9 protein-coding genes are annotated in these 18,245 nt (G+C 41.6%); 8 read left to right on the plus strand and 1 reads right to left on the minus strand.

The window, feature by feature from the left end:
• The first annotated feature begins 7 nt into the window (after positions 1 to 7).
• The 7 genes from tnpB (at position 8) to DXB15_RS01350 (ending at position 15,573) form a co-directional block, all read left to right on the plus strand.
• Entirely contained in the window at positions 8 to 1,111 is a 1,104-nt protein-coding gene (gene tnpB / locus DXB15_RS01320; protein ID WP_118701800.1) for an IS200/IS605 family element RNA-guided endonuclease TnpB, read from the plus strand.
• 235 nt (positions 1,112 to 1,346) lie between these two features.
• On the plus strand, positions 1,347 to 1,943 hold the full coding sequence (locus DXB15_RS01325) for a histidine phosphatase family protein (protein WP_118701801.1): 597 nt from the start codon (positions 1,347 to 1,349) through the stop codon (positions 1,941 to 1,943).
• Positions 1,912 to 2,370: a GNAT family N-acetyltransferase gene (locus DXB15_RS01330; protein ID WP_118701888.1), complete on the plus strand. Its 459-nt coding sequence runs from the start codon at positions 1,912 to 1,914 to the stop codon at positions 2,368 to 2,370. Before DXB15_RS01325 ends, DXB15_RS01330 begins: the two co-directional genes overlap by 32 nt.
• A 54-nt stretch (positions 2,371 to 2,424) precedes the next feature.
• A complete protein-coding gene (locus DXB15_RS01335) occupies positions 2,425 to 3,777 on the plus strand; it encodes an MATE family efflux transporter (RefSeq protein WP_118701802.1) in 1,353 nt (450 codons plus the stop codon).
• 715 nt (positions 3,778 to 4,492) lie between these two features.
• Positions 4,493 to 10,411 carry an endo-alpha-N-acetylgalactosaminidase family protein gene (locus DXB15_RS01340; RefSeq protein ID WP_118701803.1) on the plus strand — a complete coding sequence of 1,973 codons (5,919 nt, stop codon included), beginning with the start codon at positions 4,493 to 4,495 and terminating at the stop codon, positions 10,409 to 10,411.
• Positions 10,412 to 10,626: 215 nt separating this feature from the next.
• Complete coding sequence (locus DXB15_RS01345; RefSeq protein WP_118701804.1) at positions 10,627 to 11,373, plus strand: hypothetical protein; 747 nt, start codon at positions 10,627 to 10,629, stop codon at positions 11,371 to 11,373.
• Between the two features lie 78 nt (positions 11,374 to 11,451).
• Positions 11,452 to 15,573, plus strand: a complete 4,122-nt coding sequence (locus DXB15_RS01350; RefSeq protein WP_118701805.1) for a fibronectin type III domain-containing protein — start codon at positions 11,452 to 11,454, stop codon at positions 15,571 to 15,573.
• A gap of 228 nt (positions 15,574 to 15,801) precedes the next feature.
• On the opposite strand, the gene DXB15_RS01355 is transcribed toward DXB15_RS01350, so the two are convergent.
• Positions 15,802 to 16,683 carry an AraC family transcriptional regulator gene (locus DXB15_RS01355; RefSeq protein ID WP_109215110.1) on the minus strand — a complete coding sequence of 294 codons (882 nt, stop codon included), beginning with the start codon at positions 16,681 to 16,683 and terminating at the stop codon, positions 15,802 to 15,804.
• Between the two features lie 329 nt (positions 16,684 to 17,012).
• On the opposite strand from DXB15_RS01355, the gene DXB15_RS01360 reads away from it, so the two are divergent.
• The gene (locus DXB15_RS01360) at positions 17,013 to 18,236 is read left to right on the plus strand and encodes an MFS transporter (protein ID WP_109215111.1); all 1,224 of its coding nucleotides are present in this window, start codon (positions 17,013 to 17,015) and stop codon (positions 18,234 to 18,236) included.
• Positions 18,237 to 18,245: the final 9 nt, after the last annotated feature.

Consider the following 18,245-nt stretch of genomic DNA (forward strand, 5'->3'; position numbering starts at 1 on the left):
CCAGTGGATGTTAAAGGCATATAAATACAGAATATATCCTAATAATGAGCAGAAAATACAAATTGCAAAAACATTTGGCTGTTGCCGTTTTGTATATAATCAGACACTGGCATACCGGAAAGAAATATATGAGAAAGAGAAAAAATCAGTTAGTAAAACTGACTGTAACAATTACTGCAACAGACAATTAAAGAAAGAATATGAATGGCTGAAAGAAGTGGATAAATTTGCTCTGACAAATGCGATTTACAACATGGATGCTGCATATCAGAAATTTTTTAAGGAACATGCAGGTTATCCGAAGTTTAAGAGTAAACACGATAATCATAAGTCATATACAACAAATTTTACGAATGGCAATATAGCAGTAGATTTCGAGGAAAATAGAGTAAAACTGCCTAAATTAAAAAATGTAAAAGCAAAACTGCACAGAAATTTTAGCGGGCAGATAAAATCGGCAACGATATCACAAATTCCGAGTGGAAAATATTATGTATCAATTTTAGTGGAAACAGAACATGTGGAACTGCCACATGTAAATCAAAATACAGGAATAGATTTAGGTATTAAGGAGTTATGTATTACTTCTGCTGGAAAGAAATACGAAAATCCAAAAATCATCAGAAAATACGAAAAGAAACTGGTGAAACTGCAAAGGCAGTTAGCCCATAAAGAGAAAAGAAGTCAAAATTACTACAAAACAAAGAAAAAGATAGCATTATGCCATGAAAAAATAACAAATACCAGAAAAGATTATCTGCACAAGATGTCCCATGAGATTATCAGCGAAAACCAAGTGATAGTTTCGGAAGATTTGCAGATAAAAAACATGATAAAAAATCACCGTTTGGCAAAGTCTATAAGTGATGTATCATGGTATGAGCTGACAAGACAGTTAGAATATAAGGCAAAGTGGAATGGCAGGAAATATGTCAGAATAGACACGTTCTATGCCAGTAGTCAGCTGTGTTCAGTCTGTGGATACCAAAATACAGAGATAAAAAATCTATTAGTAAGGGAATGGACATGTCCTGTCTGTGGAACAAATCATGACAGGGATATCAACGCAGCAAAAAATATACTGGAAGAAGGATTAAGACAAATAGCATAAAAATAACAATATAGGGCAGGGACTGACCGAATTAACGCCTGTGGAGATAGTAGGTTACGAGGTCTGCGAAGCAGGAAGCCCATTGGCTTTAGACAATGGGTAGTTCACCCAGTAAGGAAAATTATATGTTTCGATCCTGCAGATGAATAATCACAGAGCAGCTGCTGGGGGATGAGCAAGTGGTGCAAATGGATTGCGAATATCCATTTAGTATAAATAAAGAGGAACATGAAACATGCAGATTTTATGGATTCGCCATGGTCAGACGCAGGGTAACGTTGAGCGGCGTTATGTCGGCAGAACGGATGAAGGGCTGACCGCAGATGCAAAAGAAAAATTAAAAATGCGAAAGCAGCAGGGGATTGGATTTGAAGCGGATCTGATTTATGTCAGTCCGATGATTCGCTGTCGGGACACGGCGGATCTTTTGTTCCCGGAACAGAGAAAAGTGCCGTGGGACGGACTGCAGGAAACAGATTTCGGGGATTTTGAATATAAAAATTATGAAGAATTGAAGAATGATCCGGTGTATCAGGCGTGGATTGACAGTAATGGTCAGATGCTGATTCCGCATGGTGAGAGCGGCGCGGATTTTCGCGCTCGGTGCTGCGAAGCATATGAAAAATGCATCGCTGAGGCGAGAGAAAAAGACCTGGAGAAGATTGCAATTGTGTGCCATGGTGGTACAATTATGTCTGTTATGGAGCGTTATGGACTGCCGAAAAAATCTTTTTATGAGTGGCAGGTTGCCAATGGATGCGGGATTTTAACAGAGACAACAGGAGAAGGGGGAAGTGGCTATGGTATTCGGGAAATTAGTAAGTGGGAGTGAAAAAAATGAGCAGATGCAGCAGGTGACAGATATCCGCAATGCGGTGTTAGGTCAGGAACTGCAGCTTCCGATAAAGGAAGAACCGGACGCGTTTTGCATGTATGCCCTGGCGTATGAAGGGGAAACGCCGGTTGCAACCGGCGGGATTTCTTTCGATGGAGAATCCTATCAGATGAAGGAAGTGGCTGTGCTGCCGGAGTTTCGCAGAAAGAAATATGGTGATTTTATTGTACGTCTGCTGATCGACAAAGCAATGATGTCAGGGGCACAGATGATCAATGCGGATGTACTGCAGGAAGCGGTACCGCTTTTTGAGACAGTTGGATTCACCTCTTATGGCGAATTATATGAAAAAGATGGAAAGCAATGGCTTCCGATGCAGTTTCAGGCAGAAAGCATTCATAAGTGCTGTAATTGTGGGCACTAAAAAGCACAAAAAATGTATTTTGGAGGGATTTAGAAAGCAGGTGCTTAGTCAGGAATGACACAGAATGGAGATTTTTCAAAGGGAAGCATTATTAAAATTTTGATGCGTCTGGCAATTCCAATGACGCTGGCGCAGCTGATGAACGTTCTTTATAACGTGGTGGACCGTATGTTTATCGGGCGGATCGGCGGCGATTCTATGGATGCGCTGACGGGCGTTGGTGTGTGTCTGCCGATGATCACCATTGTAATTGCGTTTGCAAATCTGGTGGGAATGGGGGGTGCGCCGCTTTTTTCCATTGAGCGTGGAAAGAAAAATGACAGGGAAGCAGAATATATTCTTGGAAACTGTGTGGTACTGTTTTTGTTTTTTGCGGTAGTACTGACGGTGGCAGGACTGATTTTCAAGCAACCGCTGCTGATGCTTCTGGGAGCCAGTGAGGTGACGCTTCCTTACGCGGAACAGTATATCACGATCTATCTGCTTGGGACGATTTTTGTCATGTTCGGTCTGGGACTGAATAACTTTATCAATGCGCAGGGATTTGCAAAAATCGGCATGTGTACAACCGTGATCGGTGCGGCTTTGAATATTGCGCTGGATCCAATCTTTATTTTTGTACTAAATATGGGGGTACGCGGAGCTGCAATCGCAACGGTAATCTCACAGGCGGCAGCGGCTGTGTGGACGGTGCGTTTCCTGACTGGAAAAAAAGCGTTGATCCGAATTCAGAGACGTTCTATGCAGCTTCAAGGGGCGCGTGTGAAGAAAATTATGGGACTTGGTCTGGCCGGATTTACCATGTCGGTCACAAACTCAACGGTACAGATGGTGTGCAACGCGACGCTGCAGACCCACGGCGGAGATGTGTATGTCGGCATTATGACAATTATCAATTCTGTGCGGGAGATTATTTCTCTGCCGGTGCAGGGATTTACCAGCGCCAGTCAGCCGGTGCTTGGCTACAACTACGGTGCAAAGGAATATGAGCGTGTGAAAAAGACGATTCGGACCATGGCGGGAGTTACGATTGTGTATACACTGGCAGTCTGGGGGCTGGTTTCCGCGATTCCGGGAGCGTTTATCCGGATGTTTGGCGGAAGTGGTGATACGCTGACGCTTGGAATTTCGGCAATGCATTTGTATTTCTTCGGATTTTTCTTTATGGCGTTTCAGTTTTGCGGACAGTCGACGTTTACGGCACTTGGAAAGGCAAAACATGCGATGTTTTTCTCTATTTTCAGAAAGATTATTATCGTAGTTCCGTTGACTTTGATCCTGCCGTATTTGTTTGGACTGGGCGTGCATGGTGTGTTTATTGCGGAGCCGATTTCCAATGCCATCGGTGGACTGGCATGCTTTATTACCATGATTGTGACCGTGTATCGCAAACTTGGCAGGGAATAAAGTTGTTTTTGTGGATAAAACAGAGGTGTAATACATGGAGTCAGAAAAAGGATCCGATTTTCAGAAATGGAGATTGGATCTTTTTCTATTTGTTCCGAATTGTATAAAAAGGTCTGCTCGGGCAAGTGAAAACGGCAAGCATTCAATCCGGAAAGGGTATATAATGAAACACGTAAAGTAGTTCAGATATATAAAAATATGTAATCCAAAGAAAAATTCATTAAGAGGTGTTATGTGTGCAACTGTGAAAATGAGGAGCCATTGTTGTGACATAGAAAAAAAACATGTATGTTAAAATGGGGATTGGCATACATTTTTCACCTTTAAAGAGCAGACACAATATGGTGTAGGCGAGAAAAAAAGAGTACTTAATGAAATTTGGTGAAACAGACAGAGCGACAAAAAGAAGTTGAATATTTGAACTGTATATTGTGGCAAAGGTAGGACGGTTGTACCTGCGGAATTGATAAAAGACATTACTTATGTTAAGGATCGGGGAACATGAAACAGATGAGGAGAAAACAGATACATCTGTCTGTCCATTGCCAGTGAGGAAGGATCTTCTTTTCCATTTTTAATGATTATATATAGTAAAATTCCCATGCCGAAGGTGTGGGAATTTTGCTCTCTATATAAATATAAAAGGATGTGAAACAAGTTTATTACATCCGGTAACAAAGGCAACTATGGGGATCATGCAGGAGGAGAAAAAAGTATGAGAAAGAAACTTGTGGTCAAGATGCTCTGCCTGGCTATGGCGGCATCTATGGTTGGAACAATGGTTCCGACAAGTCTGTATCCGATCACTGCAAATGCAACTGAAGTGGAACAGAATGCAGACGATGTTCAGGCACAGGCAGAGTTGACTGATGGCATCGATGATGACTGGACATTGGAAAATAAAGTTGGGGACGATGCAGTATGTGAAGTAGAGGGTAGCTGGCTGCATCTCAAATCAGGAGTTAGCAATGGAAATGATCCAGGCTCCAAACCGGCAATGTTTGTTAATCCAACCACATTTGATTTTTCCAAAGATGGATATTTTGATTTTACAATCAAAACAGACGCAACGGAAGCTACAAACAACCGTTTTGGTGTATATCTTGGATACAATACCGATTCTGTTGGTATGATGATCGGCTTTGATGCAGGCGGATGGTTCTGGCAGAAATACGGTGCAAGTGGAAGTCCGTGGTATACTGGTGGCAGAATTGCATCACCAACCAGTGGTGAGGAAGTAAATGTACACATCGAGTGGACTGCAGCTAAAAAAGTAACAGTTAAGATTGGTGATACAGTTGCATTCCAGAATGAAGACTTCAGTGAAATCGGTGGTCTGGGCAATAAAATCGCATTCAAATGCGGAAGCTACGGCGGAAATGCGACAGATGTATTTGTAAAGAATATTCACTATACCGGACAGAAGACAGTGGATCAGATCAAGACTTTTGCAGTAAGCGGTAAAGTTGTAGATGCAGAAGGTAAACCGATTGCCAATGCAACAGTTGCAGTTGGAAAACAGAGCATAAAAACAAACGAGGACGGCGTTTACAGCATTAACGTAAAACCGGGTCAGTATCAGCTTAGCGTAATCCGTGACGGATATGAGAGTGCAACTCAGGATATTACCGTTGGCGAGCAGAATCTGGAAGTGTCAGATATTACACTGGTGAAAGAAGCAGAAATGGAAACAGAGACACTTTCCACAGAAGACATGGATGTTGTTGTTTCCAAGACATTTCCAAGTGTTGCCAGATATGAGATGAAGAAAGGTGATCTGGCAGGAAAAGTATTTTATGGTCAGACAGATAAGATCAACACAGTAAAGATTAACGGAACAGCCGTAAATCTTTCAGATGAAGATGTAAAAGCTACGTTTGAAGCAGACAAGGCAACTTATGTCATGACTGTAAAAGGTGACAAGATTGATGCTGTGATCACCGCAGAACTGGTAGCAAAAGACAATACACTGGCATTCAATATCACCGATATCAAAAATAATCTGAAAGACAGTGTGGACGGAAATCCGGTTCAGACCATTGAGATTCCAAACCAGAGTCTGATTTCCGTAAGAAGTACACAGAGTGGTGCAAACTTTAAAGGTGCTGCGATGTCATCCGATACAAAAATCAGTGGTGATCAGTATGTGGAAGTAAATGATAAAGCATCTCTGAACAGAGATTATGCATATGGATTTGTTTCAAATGATGAGATGAGTGCCGGATTATGGAGTAATTCCGAACATGATGGATATACAGCAGCAACAAGGGTAACTGGAGGTTCTAAGAATACCCGTGTACAGGCAACCACACAGAAAAAACAGGAGTATGTATCTCTGGGACTGAGCAGTTGTGCATGGTATTATCATCGTGTTGTAACAGATTCTCATAATAGAAGCTATATGGTAAAAGAGACAGAAATGCCTCAGACCAAAATCATTATTGCCGGTGATATGAATGAAGATGATAAAATCGACTGGCAGGATGGTGCAGTAGCATTCCGTTCCATTATGAACAATCCGTATAAGAGCGAAGAAGTGCCGGAACTGGTAGCTTACCGTATTGCCATGAACTTTGGCGGACAGGCACAGAATCCGTTCCTGACAACTCTGGATAATGTAAAGAAAGTAGCTTTGAATACAGATGGTCTGGGACAGTCCGTACTGTTAAAAGGTTACGCAAATGAAGGTCACGATTCCGCACATCCGGATTATGCTGATATCGGTAAACGTATCGGTGGTGCTGATGACATGAATACTCTGATGACAGAGGGTGCTAAATACGGTGCAAGATTCGGTATCCATGTAAATGCCGGCGAGATGTATCCGGAAGCAAAAGCGTTCAAAGATGACAATGTACGTCGTGATGAAAGTGGAAATTTACGTTATGGCTGGAACTGGCTGGATCAGGCAGTAGGTCTGGACAGTATTTATGATCTGGCAACTGGCGACCGTGAAGCACGTTTTGATGATCTGGAAGAACTGGTAGGAACAAACCTTGATTTCGTATATGTAGATATCTGGGGAAATAATACCGGAAGTGCTGATGATGACTCCTGGCAGACACGTAAACTGTCAAAAGAGATCAACAGCAATGGATGGCGTATGGCAAATGAGTGGGGTGTAGCAAACGAGTATGATGCAACATTCCAGCACTGGGCAGCTGACTTAACTTATGGTGGATCAAACCAGAAAGGTCAGAACAGTGAGGTTATGAGATTCCTTCGTAACCATCAGAAAGACTCTTGGGTAGCTGATTATCCGAAATATGGCGGCGCAGCTATGATGCCACTGCTTGGCGGCTATAACATGAAAGATTTTGAGGGATGGCAGGGACGTAACGATTATGATACATATATCACAAACCTGTTCACACATGATGTAACAACCAAATTTATCCAGCATTACAAAGTAATCAAATGGGTAGATGGAGAACCGGTAAATGCAGGCGGAGCTGCAAACTGGACACCGGATATGGAAATCACATTGAAAGATGATGATGGAAATAAACTGGTACTGACAAGAGGTTCCGATAATCCATCCGATGCTGCTTACAGAAACAGAACCATGACATTAAATGGTAAAGTAGTAGCACAGGGTGCACCTTCTGCAGGTGACCGTTCCGATTCTGATATCCAGAATGAACGTAACCGCGGAACAGAGAGCTATCTGCTTCCTTGGGTTTGGGATTCAGAGACAGGTGAGAAAGTAAGCTCTTCTGAAGAAAAATTATATCACTGGAATACACGGGGTGGCACAACGACATGGGATGTTCCGGACAGCTGGGCCGGATTAAAGAATGTTAAAGTATATCGTCTGACCGATGAAGGTAAGACAGATGAGCAGACTGTTGATATCGTAAATGGACAGTTGACACTTACAGCAGAAGCTGAGGTACCTTATGTTGTATGCAAAGGTGAGAAAGGCAATATCGCTGTAACATGGAGCCAGGGAATGCATATCGTAGATGCCGGATTTAACGGTGGAGCAGCTTCTCTTGCTACAAACTGGACAAAAGTTGGTGATGGAACAGCTGAAATTGCTAAGAGTCAGTACAGCAATCCGATGCTGAAACTGAGCGGTGATGTAGCTATGACACAGGAACTGACAGATCTGAAACCGGGTCAGCAGTACGCAGTACTCGTAGGTGTGGACAACAGAAGTGATTGTAAAGCATCTATGACCGTAAAATGCGGAGATGAAGTTCTTGCAACAAATTATACAGAGCGTTCTATCGCAAAGAACTTTGTAAAAGCATATACACACAGTAATTCCAGTGCAACCGTAGACGGAAGCAGTTATTTCCAGAATATGTATGTATACTTTACTGCTCCGGAAAGCGGAAAAGTAACTCTGACACTTGCAAAAGCAGCAGGCGAAGGAGATGCTTACTTTGATGATGTTCGTATCGTAGAAAATGATGCACAGAATATCACAAGAGACAAAGACGGCAATATCGTGAAATTCGAGCAAGATTTCGAAAATAACGTACAGGGAATCTACCCATTCGTTGTCAGCGGTATTGAAGGCGTAGAAGATAACAGAATCCATCTGTCCGAGCTACATGCACCGTATACACAGGCAGGTTGGGATGTTAAGAAGATGGATGACGTTCTGGATGGAAACTGGTCAGTTAAGATCAATGGTCTGACACAGAGACAGACTCTTGCATACCAGACAATTCCTCAGAACTTCCGCTTCGAGCCAGGTGTAAAATATCGTGTAAGTTTTGATTACCAGGCAGGTAGTGATGGAACATACAGCGTTGTAGTAGGCAGCGGCGAGTTCTCAGAAGCAACAGAAGTTGATACACTGAACAAACACATGGGCAAAGACAAAGACGGACATTATATCTTTGAGATCACAGGTGACCTTTCCGGACAGACATGGTTTGGTATTTACTCAACAGATAAAGCACCAGATCTGCAGGGATCCGAGGGAAACGCACAGAACTTCGGCGGATATAAAGAGCTTGTTCTTGATAACCTTGTAATTGAGCGTGTAGATGAGAGAATTACAGCAAAAACCTTAAAGAAACTGATTACAAAAGCAGCAGATCTGGATGAAGAGAAATATACAAGAGCTGATTGGAAGACATTGTCAGAAGCAATTGATGATGCAAATGTTGCATTAAACAGAGACAAAACTTCTTCCGAAGAAATTGAAGCATGTTATCGTCATTTGAATGCAGTATTAGAGTATCTGTCAACTCGTGGGCTTCCTGCAATGGGAGATGAAGAATTTGACATTCCGGTTGCAGGCGTGAAAGTAACAGCAGGAAGCAAGGACAATGGTACACACTATGGTTCTAAATTTGGTAACCCGGCATATGCAATTGATGGTGATACCAATACGCACTGGATGACAAACTATGATGGATATAATTCCGCAATCAAAAACAGAGAATGCTGGATTGATTTCGAATTCCCGGAGGCACATACAGTAAACGGACTTCGTTATTTACCGGGACCGAAGATGGGCGGACACCTTACAACAATCACAAAATTCGAGCTTTCTGTAAAAACAGCTGGTTCTGATAAGTATCAGTTAGTTCAGGAAGGAGAATGGGAGAACTCCTCAGGATGGAAGATCACAGAGTTTGAGCCGGTAGAGAATGTGACAAACGTAAGATTACTTGCAACAGAAGCAAAAGATACCAACTGGTGGGCAGTTGCATCTGAGATCCGCGTTATGAATAAAGTAGAAAACGGTGGCGATGTAAGCACAGGTCTGGAAACACAGATTGCAACCGCAAACAAACTTCTCTCCAAAGAGAAACAGTATTCTGCAAAATCCTGGAAGACATTTGCAGCAAAACTGAAAGCAGCAGAAGATGTTATGGCGAATGCCGATGCGACTCAGTATGATGTAAAACTGGCACTTGCAAATCTGAAAGACGCTATGAGCGGATTACAGATGAAGGATGGTCTGGCAGATGTGAAAAATGAGGATGGCAACTGGTACTACTACAAGAATGGCAAGATTGCAACTGATGTAACAACCGTAGCAAAGAACATAAACGGCTGGTTCTATGTAAAAGACGGTAAAGTAGATTTCAAAGCAAATACCGTAGCAAAGAATGAAAACGGCTGGTGGAAGATCACAGACGGCAGAGTTGATTTCAAAGCAAACACAGTAGCAAAGAATGAGAACGGCTGGTGGAAGATTACAAACGGTAAGGTAGACTTCGGCTACACAGGAATTGCAAAGAACGAAAACGGCTGGTGGAGAATCGTCAATGGTAAAGTTGATTTCAACTGCAATAGTGTTGAGAAAAACGAGAACGGCTGGTGGTACATCCGCGGCGGTAAAGTAGACTTTGGTTACACTGGAGTTGCAAAGAACAAAAACGGCTGGTGGAGAATCGTCAATGGTAAAGTTGATTTCAATTGCAACAGCATTGAGAAAAACGAAAACGGCTGGTGGTATATCCGCAATGGTAAAGTAGACTTCTCCTACACAGGTGTAGCAAAGAACCAGAACGGCTGGTGGAGAGTTGAAAACGGTAAAGTAAACTTCAACTATAACGGAATCGCTAAAAATGAAAATGGCTGGTGGTACATCCGTAATGGTAAAGTAGACTTCTCTTACAATGGCGGAACACACAACGTTGTTAACGGTAAAGTTCAGAAATAATAACTTCTGAAGCGGTTTGTAATAACGGAAAGTGAAGAAGTGGGGCGCTGTAACGCAGATAATATATCTGCGGAGCAGTGCTCCATTTTTTTGTGTTCCGAATTGTGTAAAAAGAGACGGTAAGAAAGTTGAAAATACCAAGTTTTTGATGCATGAAAGCGATATAATGAGGCTAAAACACAGTGAGAAGGTAGCACAAAACAGGGGTATTTTACATGAAAAAAGGAAAGAAAAAGCAATGGCTGATCGTACTGGTTCTGACAGTAGCAGTGATTGCTATAACCTGTGTCGGAGGTTGGAAACATGCACAGAAGACGGCATTTTCACTGACAATTAACGGGACTCAGATCAGTAAAGAAGAGTACATTCAATGCATGAATCTGGTGCAGTACAACACGATGGTAACCCTTCGTTCGGAGAAGCATGATGTTTCAGAAGATGAACTTTGGACGACGACTTATAAAAATGGAAAAACCGGATATGAATATCTGGCGCAGCAGACAGTTGAACAGTTGAAATATATGCATGCAGTATATGATATCGCAAAAGACAAAGGCTATATTAAAGATGCGACCTATGAGGGGATGCTGAACCGTATGGAGCAGGAAAATCAGTCACGAAGTGAGAAAATCGAAAAAGGTGAGACTGTCTATGGATTGAAAGAATATTCCACAGAAATGTATCAGGATTATGAACTGAATTATCTTCAGGAAACATATATGAATGATAAATCAAATGAAGATATGAATTTTACTGAGGAGGAAATTCAGAAACATTATGATAATGATGACTGGTTTGTCGGAGAAGAAGCCAGAGAGGTGGATCTGTCAGAAGCGCGTGCAGCAGTCATTGATGAATTGCGTCGTGCAAAATATGAGGAAATGACAGAAGAAAAAGCAAAGGTTGCTGAAGTGGACGGAGATATGGATGCTTTATCTCAGTTTACTTTGAAACAACTGTAATCAATTGGACTATGGGGAATTTGGTATAAAAAAATTATATCCGGTGATTACAGTCATACAATTAGGAGGAGAAGAAACATGAGAAAAAAATGGGCGAGCAGATTACTTGCAATGATGCTGACCGGTGTTACGGTAGTAAGCATGATGCCGGCAAACATCGCACATGCAGAAGAAGCTGACGGACAGCAGGGGACTACATATTATGTAAGTTCTCAGAATGGTGATGATGCCAATGATGGAACATCGGAGAAAAAAGCGTTTAAAACGCTGGATAAAATTAATGAGATTACGTTAGGACCGGGAGATAAAGTACTTCTGGAGAAGGGATCTGTATTTACAGATCAGTACCTTCATGTACAGGGAAGCGGAAGTGCAGAAGCACCGATAGAGATTTCTACTTATGGTGAAGGCAACAGACCACGAATTGACGCCAATGGCACCGGTGTATGGTATCAGGATTATGGAAATCATCTGGATAATACAGGACATAAATGGAAGGGAAATGTTTCTTCAACCATTTTGCTGAAAGATGTAGAATACATAGAGATCAGAGGTCTGGAGCTGACAAATGACAGAGAGACCAGTAAAGTAGACGATGGATTAAAATATAACGACGCAAATGTTATGGATCGTACCGGTGTGGCTGGTGTAGCGAAGGATAAAGGTACGGTAGATCATATTGTTCTGGATGATCTGTATGTTCATGATGTAGACGGCAATGTTATCAACAAACATATGGCAAATGGTGGTATTTATTTTATTGTAGAGAAACCAACAGATGAGAATGCTACCGGCGCTTCCAAATTCAATGATCTGACAATTGAAAACTGTAGTGTTGTAACAACAAACCGCTGGGGTATCGCAGCAGCTTATACCTATGCATGGGCACAGCTTAACAGTGCACATTTGAATGAAGCAGCATTGGAAAAATATGCTTCCAGTAATGTGACAATTCAGAACAATTACATTAAAGCTGCCGGTGGTGATGCAATCACAACCATGTATGTAGATCAGCCACTGGTTCAGTACAATGTGGCTGAGGATTGTTCCCGTCAGATGAATCCGACAGATTATCCAAGTGGCTGGCAGCGTGTAGCAGCCGGAATCTGGCCTTGGAAATGTAAAGATTCTGTGTTCCAGTATAATGAATGTTATAATAATCAGTATGCTTATCATGGTAATGGCGATGGTCAGGCATGGGATGCAGACTGGACAGACGGAACACTCTATCAGTACAATTACAGTCACGGAAACTCCCGTGGAGCAATCATGTTCTGTGGAGCAGAGGCTGTGAATACAACATTCCGTTATAATATCAGTGAGAACGAGTTGACAGGTCCGTTAGATTTACCAGGCAATCCGGATGCTCATATTTATAACAATACATTCTATATGAATGAGAATATTAAGAGTATTTTTGACCGTACCGGTGGAAATGCAGTGCTCGAGAATAATATTTTCTATTATGGTGGCTCAACGCCGTTAAATCAGAACTGGTATCCGGGCGGAACACTTCAGTATGACAATAACCTGTACTATAACTTTGCAAATACACCAAGCGGAGATAAGAATGCCGTTGTTGTAAATGCAGGTACAAAAGTTCTGGAAGATGCAGGATCCGGTCCATCTTCAAATACATCAGGTATTGCTTATATCAAAGAGAATGCATCTGTATTTGACGGTTATAAACTGGCAGAAGATTCGCCGGCAATTAATGCAGGTAAAGTGATCACAGACAACAACGGATATGATCTGGAGCATGATTTCTTCGGACATGCACTGACAGATATCCCGGAGATTGGAGCTGCAGAAAGTGATTATGTAACAGTAACTGCTACTTCTAATGTATATAATGTGGCAAATGATCAGATCAGTGGTCTGGCAAAACATACAACAGTCAAAGAATTACTGAAGAATCTTAATATAGACAGCAGTACGCAGGTTACAGTAAAATCCGGTGATAAAGTTTTAGCTGAAAATGATGTAGTAAACGGTGGATGCACAGTAACAATTTCCTATGGCGAGAAATCCAAAACATATACGATTGTAGCAAGTTCTGACTGCGAATTAAAATCTACTGTATATATGATGACAGGAACAACAATCAAGATTCCGTCTACCGAGAAGAATCCGGCAACTGTCAGCGAAGTAAAACAGAATGTAAAAACAAGCAGTACCGCAACCGTAAGTGTAATTTCTGATGACAAAGTATTAGCAAATACAGAAACGATTGCAGACGGAATGACACTTCGTATTACTGCGGAAGATGGTACAACAAGTGATTACGAAATTGCAGTAAAGAACGACTATCATTGGGTATTAGATTATGTAAACAAACAGCAGGGTAATGTATGGTTTGGTCAGATTAAAAATAACAGTAGTGATTCCTGGAACAATATGACAACCTATGATGCTGAATGGCCAAACTGGGTTGTAAATATTTATTACGGACCTGGAGTAGATGGAAAAAAATATAATGAGGAAGCAACAAATCTTGAGAAAAATCATGGTCTGCTTTCTGCACCACCAAAAACAGATATTTATACTGCAATGGCATACCGTGTACCAAAGAGTGGCGTGATTTCCTTTAATATTAAAGATGATGAGCCATATCTGCGTCAGCCTGGAAACTCAGCCGGAAGCACAACACTGAGTCTGATGCACAATGATACCGAGTTGCAGAATGTAACACTTTCTGAAAGTAAAAAGAAAGGTGAATGGAAATCTATCGATGCGCTGGAAGTAAAAGCCGGTGATTATATCCGCGTGGTTGCAAAATCAAATGGGAATCCATCAAAACCATCTGCTCATATCACTCCGATTATCTCCTATGTAGATGAAGCGGTAGCAGATACCACAGTACCGGAAACACCGAAATATGCAACCGCTGCTGATGTAACAGAGTCGACAGCAGCCATCAGTTGGGAAGAAGCACTTGATAACGTAGCCGTTACAGGTTACAACGTATATGTCAACGATGAAAAAGTAAATGATGAACTGATCACAGATACTTCCTATACTTTAACAGGCCTGACAGATAATACAGAGTATACAGTAACCGTTACAGCGGTAGATGCAGCAGGAAATGAATCAGATGCATCTGAGGCAGTTACATTTACAACAGTAGAAACAGACAGAGAAGCTCCGAGTGCACCGGCGAATGTTGCAGCAGCAGATATTACCAGAGCCGGCGCAGCAATCAGCTGGAAAGTATCTACCGACAACGTAGGTGTAACAGGATATGATGTATATGTAAACGGCAAGAAAGACAACGATGCACTGGTAAAAGACACGGCATATGAACTTAGCGATCTGAAGCAGGATACTTCTTATAAAGTAGAAGTTTACGCACTGGATGCAAAAGGCAATCGTTCTGAGGCAGGAAGTGTGACATTCAAGACATTAAAAGCATATGCAGACGGATTATCCGATACAAAAGATGCAGATGGCAACTGGTATTACTACAAAAATGACAAAGTAGATACTGGCGTTACAACGGTTGCAAAGAACAAAAACGGCTGGTGGTATGTAAAGAACGGTAAAGTAGATTTTAGCTATACCGGAATTGCAAAAAATGAGAACGGCTGGTGGCGCATTGTCAATGGAAAAGTTGACTTTAACTGCAACAGTGTAGAGAAAAACGAAAACGGCTGGTGGTACATCCGCGGCGGAAAAGTAGATTTCAACTGCAACAGTGTAGAGAAAAACGAAAACGGCTGGTGGTACATCCGCGGCGGAAAAGTAGATTTCTCTTATACAGGAATCGCCAAAAACGCAAATGGCTGGTGGAGAATCGTTGATGGAAAAGTAGATTTCAACTGCAACAGTGTAGAGAAAAACGAAAACGGCTGGTGGTACATCCGCGGCGGAAAAGTGGACTTTGGTTACACAGGAATCGCCAAGAATGCAAACGGCTGGTGGAGAATCGTCAACGGAAAAGTAGATTTCAATTGCAACAGTGTAGAGAAAAATGAAAACGGCTGGTGGTATATCCGTAATGGAAAAGTAGATTTCTCCTACACAGGAGTAGCAAAGAATGCCAACGGCTGGTGGAGAATCGAAAACGGAAAAGTAAACTTTAATTACAATGGACTTGCCCAGAATGAAAATGGCTGGTGGTACATTAAGAATGGTAAAGTGGACTTCTCCAATCGCGATGACATCAGAATCAATGGAAAAATTTATAAAGTGTTCAATTAGTAAATAACCGATATAGAATTACCCCATAGTGTACTGATTGAAAAAAGAAGCGGCTTTCGAAAGAGAGCCGCTTCTGTTGTGCTTGAATCAAGTCGAACGCACGTGAGACTTGGTGCGTGATTCTGGTCAGCGTAAGCTGACATATTCTTCTCAGAATCACCGCACTTTACAAAATATTGCAGATCATAGGTATCGTTGATAAAGATATCTGATCATTCTGCATGTGTGTTAGTTGTAATAGTTTTTAATATAGGATTTCCGGTAGCTGGAAGGAGATTCCCCGATCACTGTCATAAACAGTTTGGAATAATGCTGGGAATCTTTCAAACCAACCATCTGAGCAATCTCCGTCAGTGATTTATCTGTATCCTGCATCAGATCAATGGATTTGTTGATGCGGTAAATATTGATATAGTTGGACAGTGTGATCGTCATATATTTTTTGAACAGGCTGCTCAGATAACGGACGGAAATCTGAAGTTCCTTTGCGATGTCCTCCTGAAGAATCTTGTGCATATAGTTTTTGTGGATGTAATCCAGAGTGTATGCCACATAGCTGTTTTGCAGGTTCGGATCAGTAAAATCGTGATTCGGCCGCTTTTTGTCCAGAATATGAAGCATGATGTTCATAATGGCGATGTTGATATTCGCAGCAGTAAATAAACTGTCTGTCGAGGAGTGCAGCGAAATAATTTTGTTTACACAGTCATCCAGTACCTGATCAGATTCCTGTCTATAGTAAGTCTGACAGTGAAAACGGATCGCATGCATCATACCGATGGGATAAATGCCATCATCACTCAAGATGATTTTTGTGAAGGTATCCGGGCGGAAATGAATCTGCTGATATTCACAGTCCCCACTGTAATCAACACGGAAAGAGTGAATAACGTTTGGCAGGATCATAATAAAATCTCCTGCTTTACAGTGAATAGATTCAGAAGCAATATCCATATGGCAGCTTCCGGAAACTATTCGGTAAATTTCAATGGTCGTGTGAATGTGAAAACCAAACTGATATCCGGCTTTCTTCTTCTGAACGAGCGCGCCTGTCAGTACATCATTTGATAAGGACAGGGCGAGCTGTTCTCTCATATTTTGATTTGCCATAATGTTGCTCCTTATATCATTGTGTCATTACGATTTGGTGTGCTCTTATTATAGCAGAATTTGGGAAAAAGAGATACTGTTTGTTGATAAAACACTTAGATCATATGTGAAAGAGGACGTATTGAAAAGAGAAATACAGGTGTAAAACATGAGGAGTCAGATAGCAATATGCAAATTTACACACAATTACCAGAAAAGGGATATAAATTTAAAAGAAAAAATCTTGCAAGATATAAGAATTTCAATTATAATAGAAAAGTTGCAAGGGGGGAATGAAGTTTCTCTGTTTTTTAAGGAATATAAGTAATATATTTAGGAGGAAATTAAGTATGAAAAACTTGAATCGCTGGGTATATGCGATCATCGGTGTTATCACTCTGCTTCTCGCAGGTCTGGTATATGCTTGGTCCGTTATGTCCAAATCTATCGGTGCTTCCCGTCCGGACTGGACAGCAGCACAGTTATCTATGACATTTACCATGGTTATGGCATTTTTCTGTATCGGATGTCTGATTGCCGGTATGATGGCAAAAAAAGTCAGTCCGAAGATCTACATCATTCTTTCAGGAATTTTATTTCTGGCAGGATTTATGATCGCTTCCACCACAGGCACTTCACCGGCTACCTTGTATCTTGGATTCGGTGTTTTGTGTGGTCTTGGCGCAGGATTTGCTTATAACGCAGTTATGAGTACCATGTCTTTATGGTTCCCGGACAAACAGGGTCTGATCTCAGGTATTCTTCTGATGGGATTTGGTCTGAGCAGCTTTATCATTGGTAAAGTGTTTGCAGCTGTTACACCGTCTGATGGAACAGACAAGTGGCAGGAAACTTTCCGTATTCTCGGTATTATCATCGTAGTTGTAATGGTGATCTGCAGCTTCTTCTTTGTAAAACCGGAAGCTGGTTACAATCCGGGTGCTGCATCTGCTCAGAAAAAAGCAGTACGTGAGCCGGCTTGTGAAGTAAACACAGGAAAAATGGCTACGATGCCGACATTCTGGTTTTACTATATCTGGGCTATTCTGGTGAGTGCTGCAGGTCTTGCACTGGTTTCTCAGGCAAGTGGTATCGCAAGCCAGGTTGGAACTACTGTATCTGATGGAAACATTGCTACTGTTGTAGGCCTGATCTCTATTTTCAACGGTATCGGACGTGTAATCTTTGGTGGATTATTTGATAAAAAAGGTCACAGATTTACAATGATCCTTGATATGATCATTTTTATCGTTGCTGCTCTGATTCTTGTACTTGCTCTGATGAGCGGAAACTTTGCATTCATCGTGATCGGTTTCGTTGTAGGAGGACTTGCTTATGGTGGAGTTACACCGACAAACTCTGCTATCATCAGTGATTTCTTCGGACGTGAGAACTATTCTATGAACTTCTCACTGATAAATACAAACCTGCTGATTGCATCTTTTGCTTCTACTATTGCAGGTAAACTGTATGACGCAAGCGGATCTTTCATGACAACTATTTTCATGATGATCATCGTAACGGTTCTTGGTTTTGTTGTATCTTTCGGAGTACGCAGACCGAAAGCAAAATAAATAATAGAA

It is taken from the genome of Roseburia sp. OM02-15, from assembly GCF_003481835.1.
In the GTDB taxonomy this organism is placed as follows: Bacteria; Bacillota; Clostridia; order Lachnospirales; family Lachnospiraceae; genus Eubacterium_I; species Eubacterium_I ramulus_A.

What these genes read in the sequence shown, in the direction of transcription:
- DXB15_RS01345 (WP_118701804.1), top strand. Translation starts at nt 10,627, where the DNA reads ATGAAAAAAGGAAAGAAAAAGCAATGGCTGATCGTACTGGTTCTGACA.
- DXB15_RS01340 (WP_118701803.1), top strand. Translation starts at nt 4,493, where the DNA reads ATGAGAAAGAAACTTGTGGTCAAGATGCTCTGCCTGGCTATGGCGGCA.
- DXB15_RS01355 (WP_109215110.1), bottom strand. Translation starts at nt 16,683, where the DNA reads ATGGCAAATCAAAATATGAGAGAACAGCTCGCCCTGTCCTTATCAAAT.
- tnpB (WP_118701800.1), top strand. Translation starts at nt 8, where the DNA reads ATGTTAAAGGCATATAAATACAGAATATATCCTAATAATGAGCAGAAA.
- DXB15_RS01350 (WP_118701805.1), top strand. Translation starts at nt 11,452, where the DNA reads ATGAGAAAAAAATGGGCGAGCAGATTACTTGCAATGATGCTGACCGGT.
- DXB15_RS01325 (WP_118701801.1), top strand. Translation starts at nt 1,347, where the DNA reads ATGCAGATTTTATGGATTCGCCATGGTCAGACGCAGGGTAACGTTGAG.
- DXB15_RS01335 (WP_118701802.1), top strand. Translation starts at nt 2,425, where the DNA reads ATGACACAGAATGGAGATTTTTCAAAGGGAAGCATTATTAAAATTTTG.
- DXB15_RS01360 (WP_109215111.1), top strand. Translation starts at nt 17,013, where the DNA reads ATGAAAAACTTGAATCGCTGGGTATATGCGATCATCGGTGTTATCACT.
- DXB15_RS01330 (WP_118701888.1), top strand. Translation starts at nt 1,912, where the DNA reads ATGGTATTCGGGAAATTAGTAAGTGGGAGTGAAAAAAATGAGCAGATG.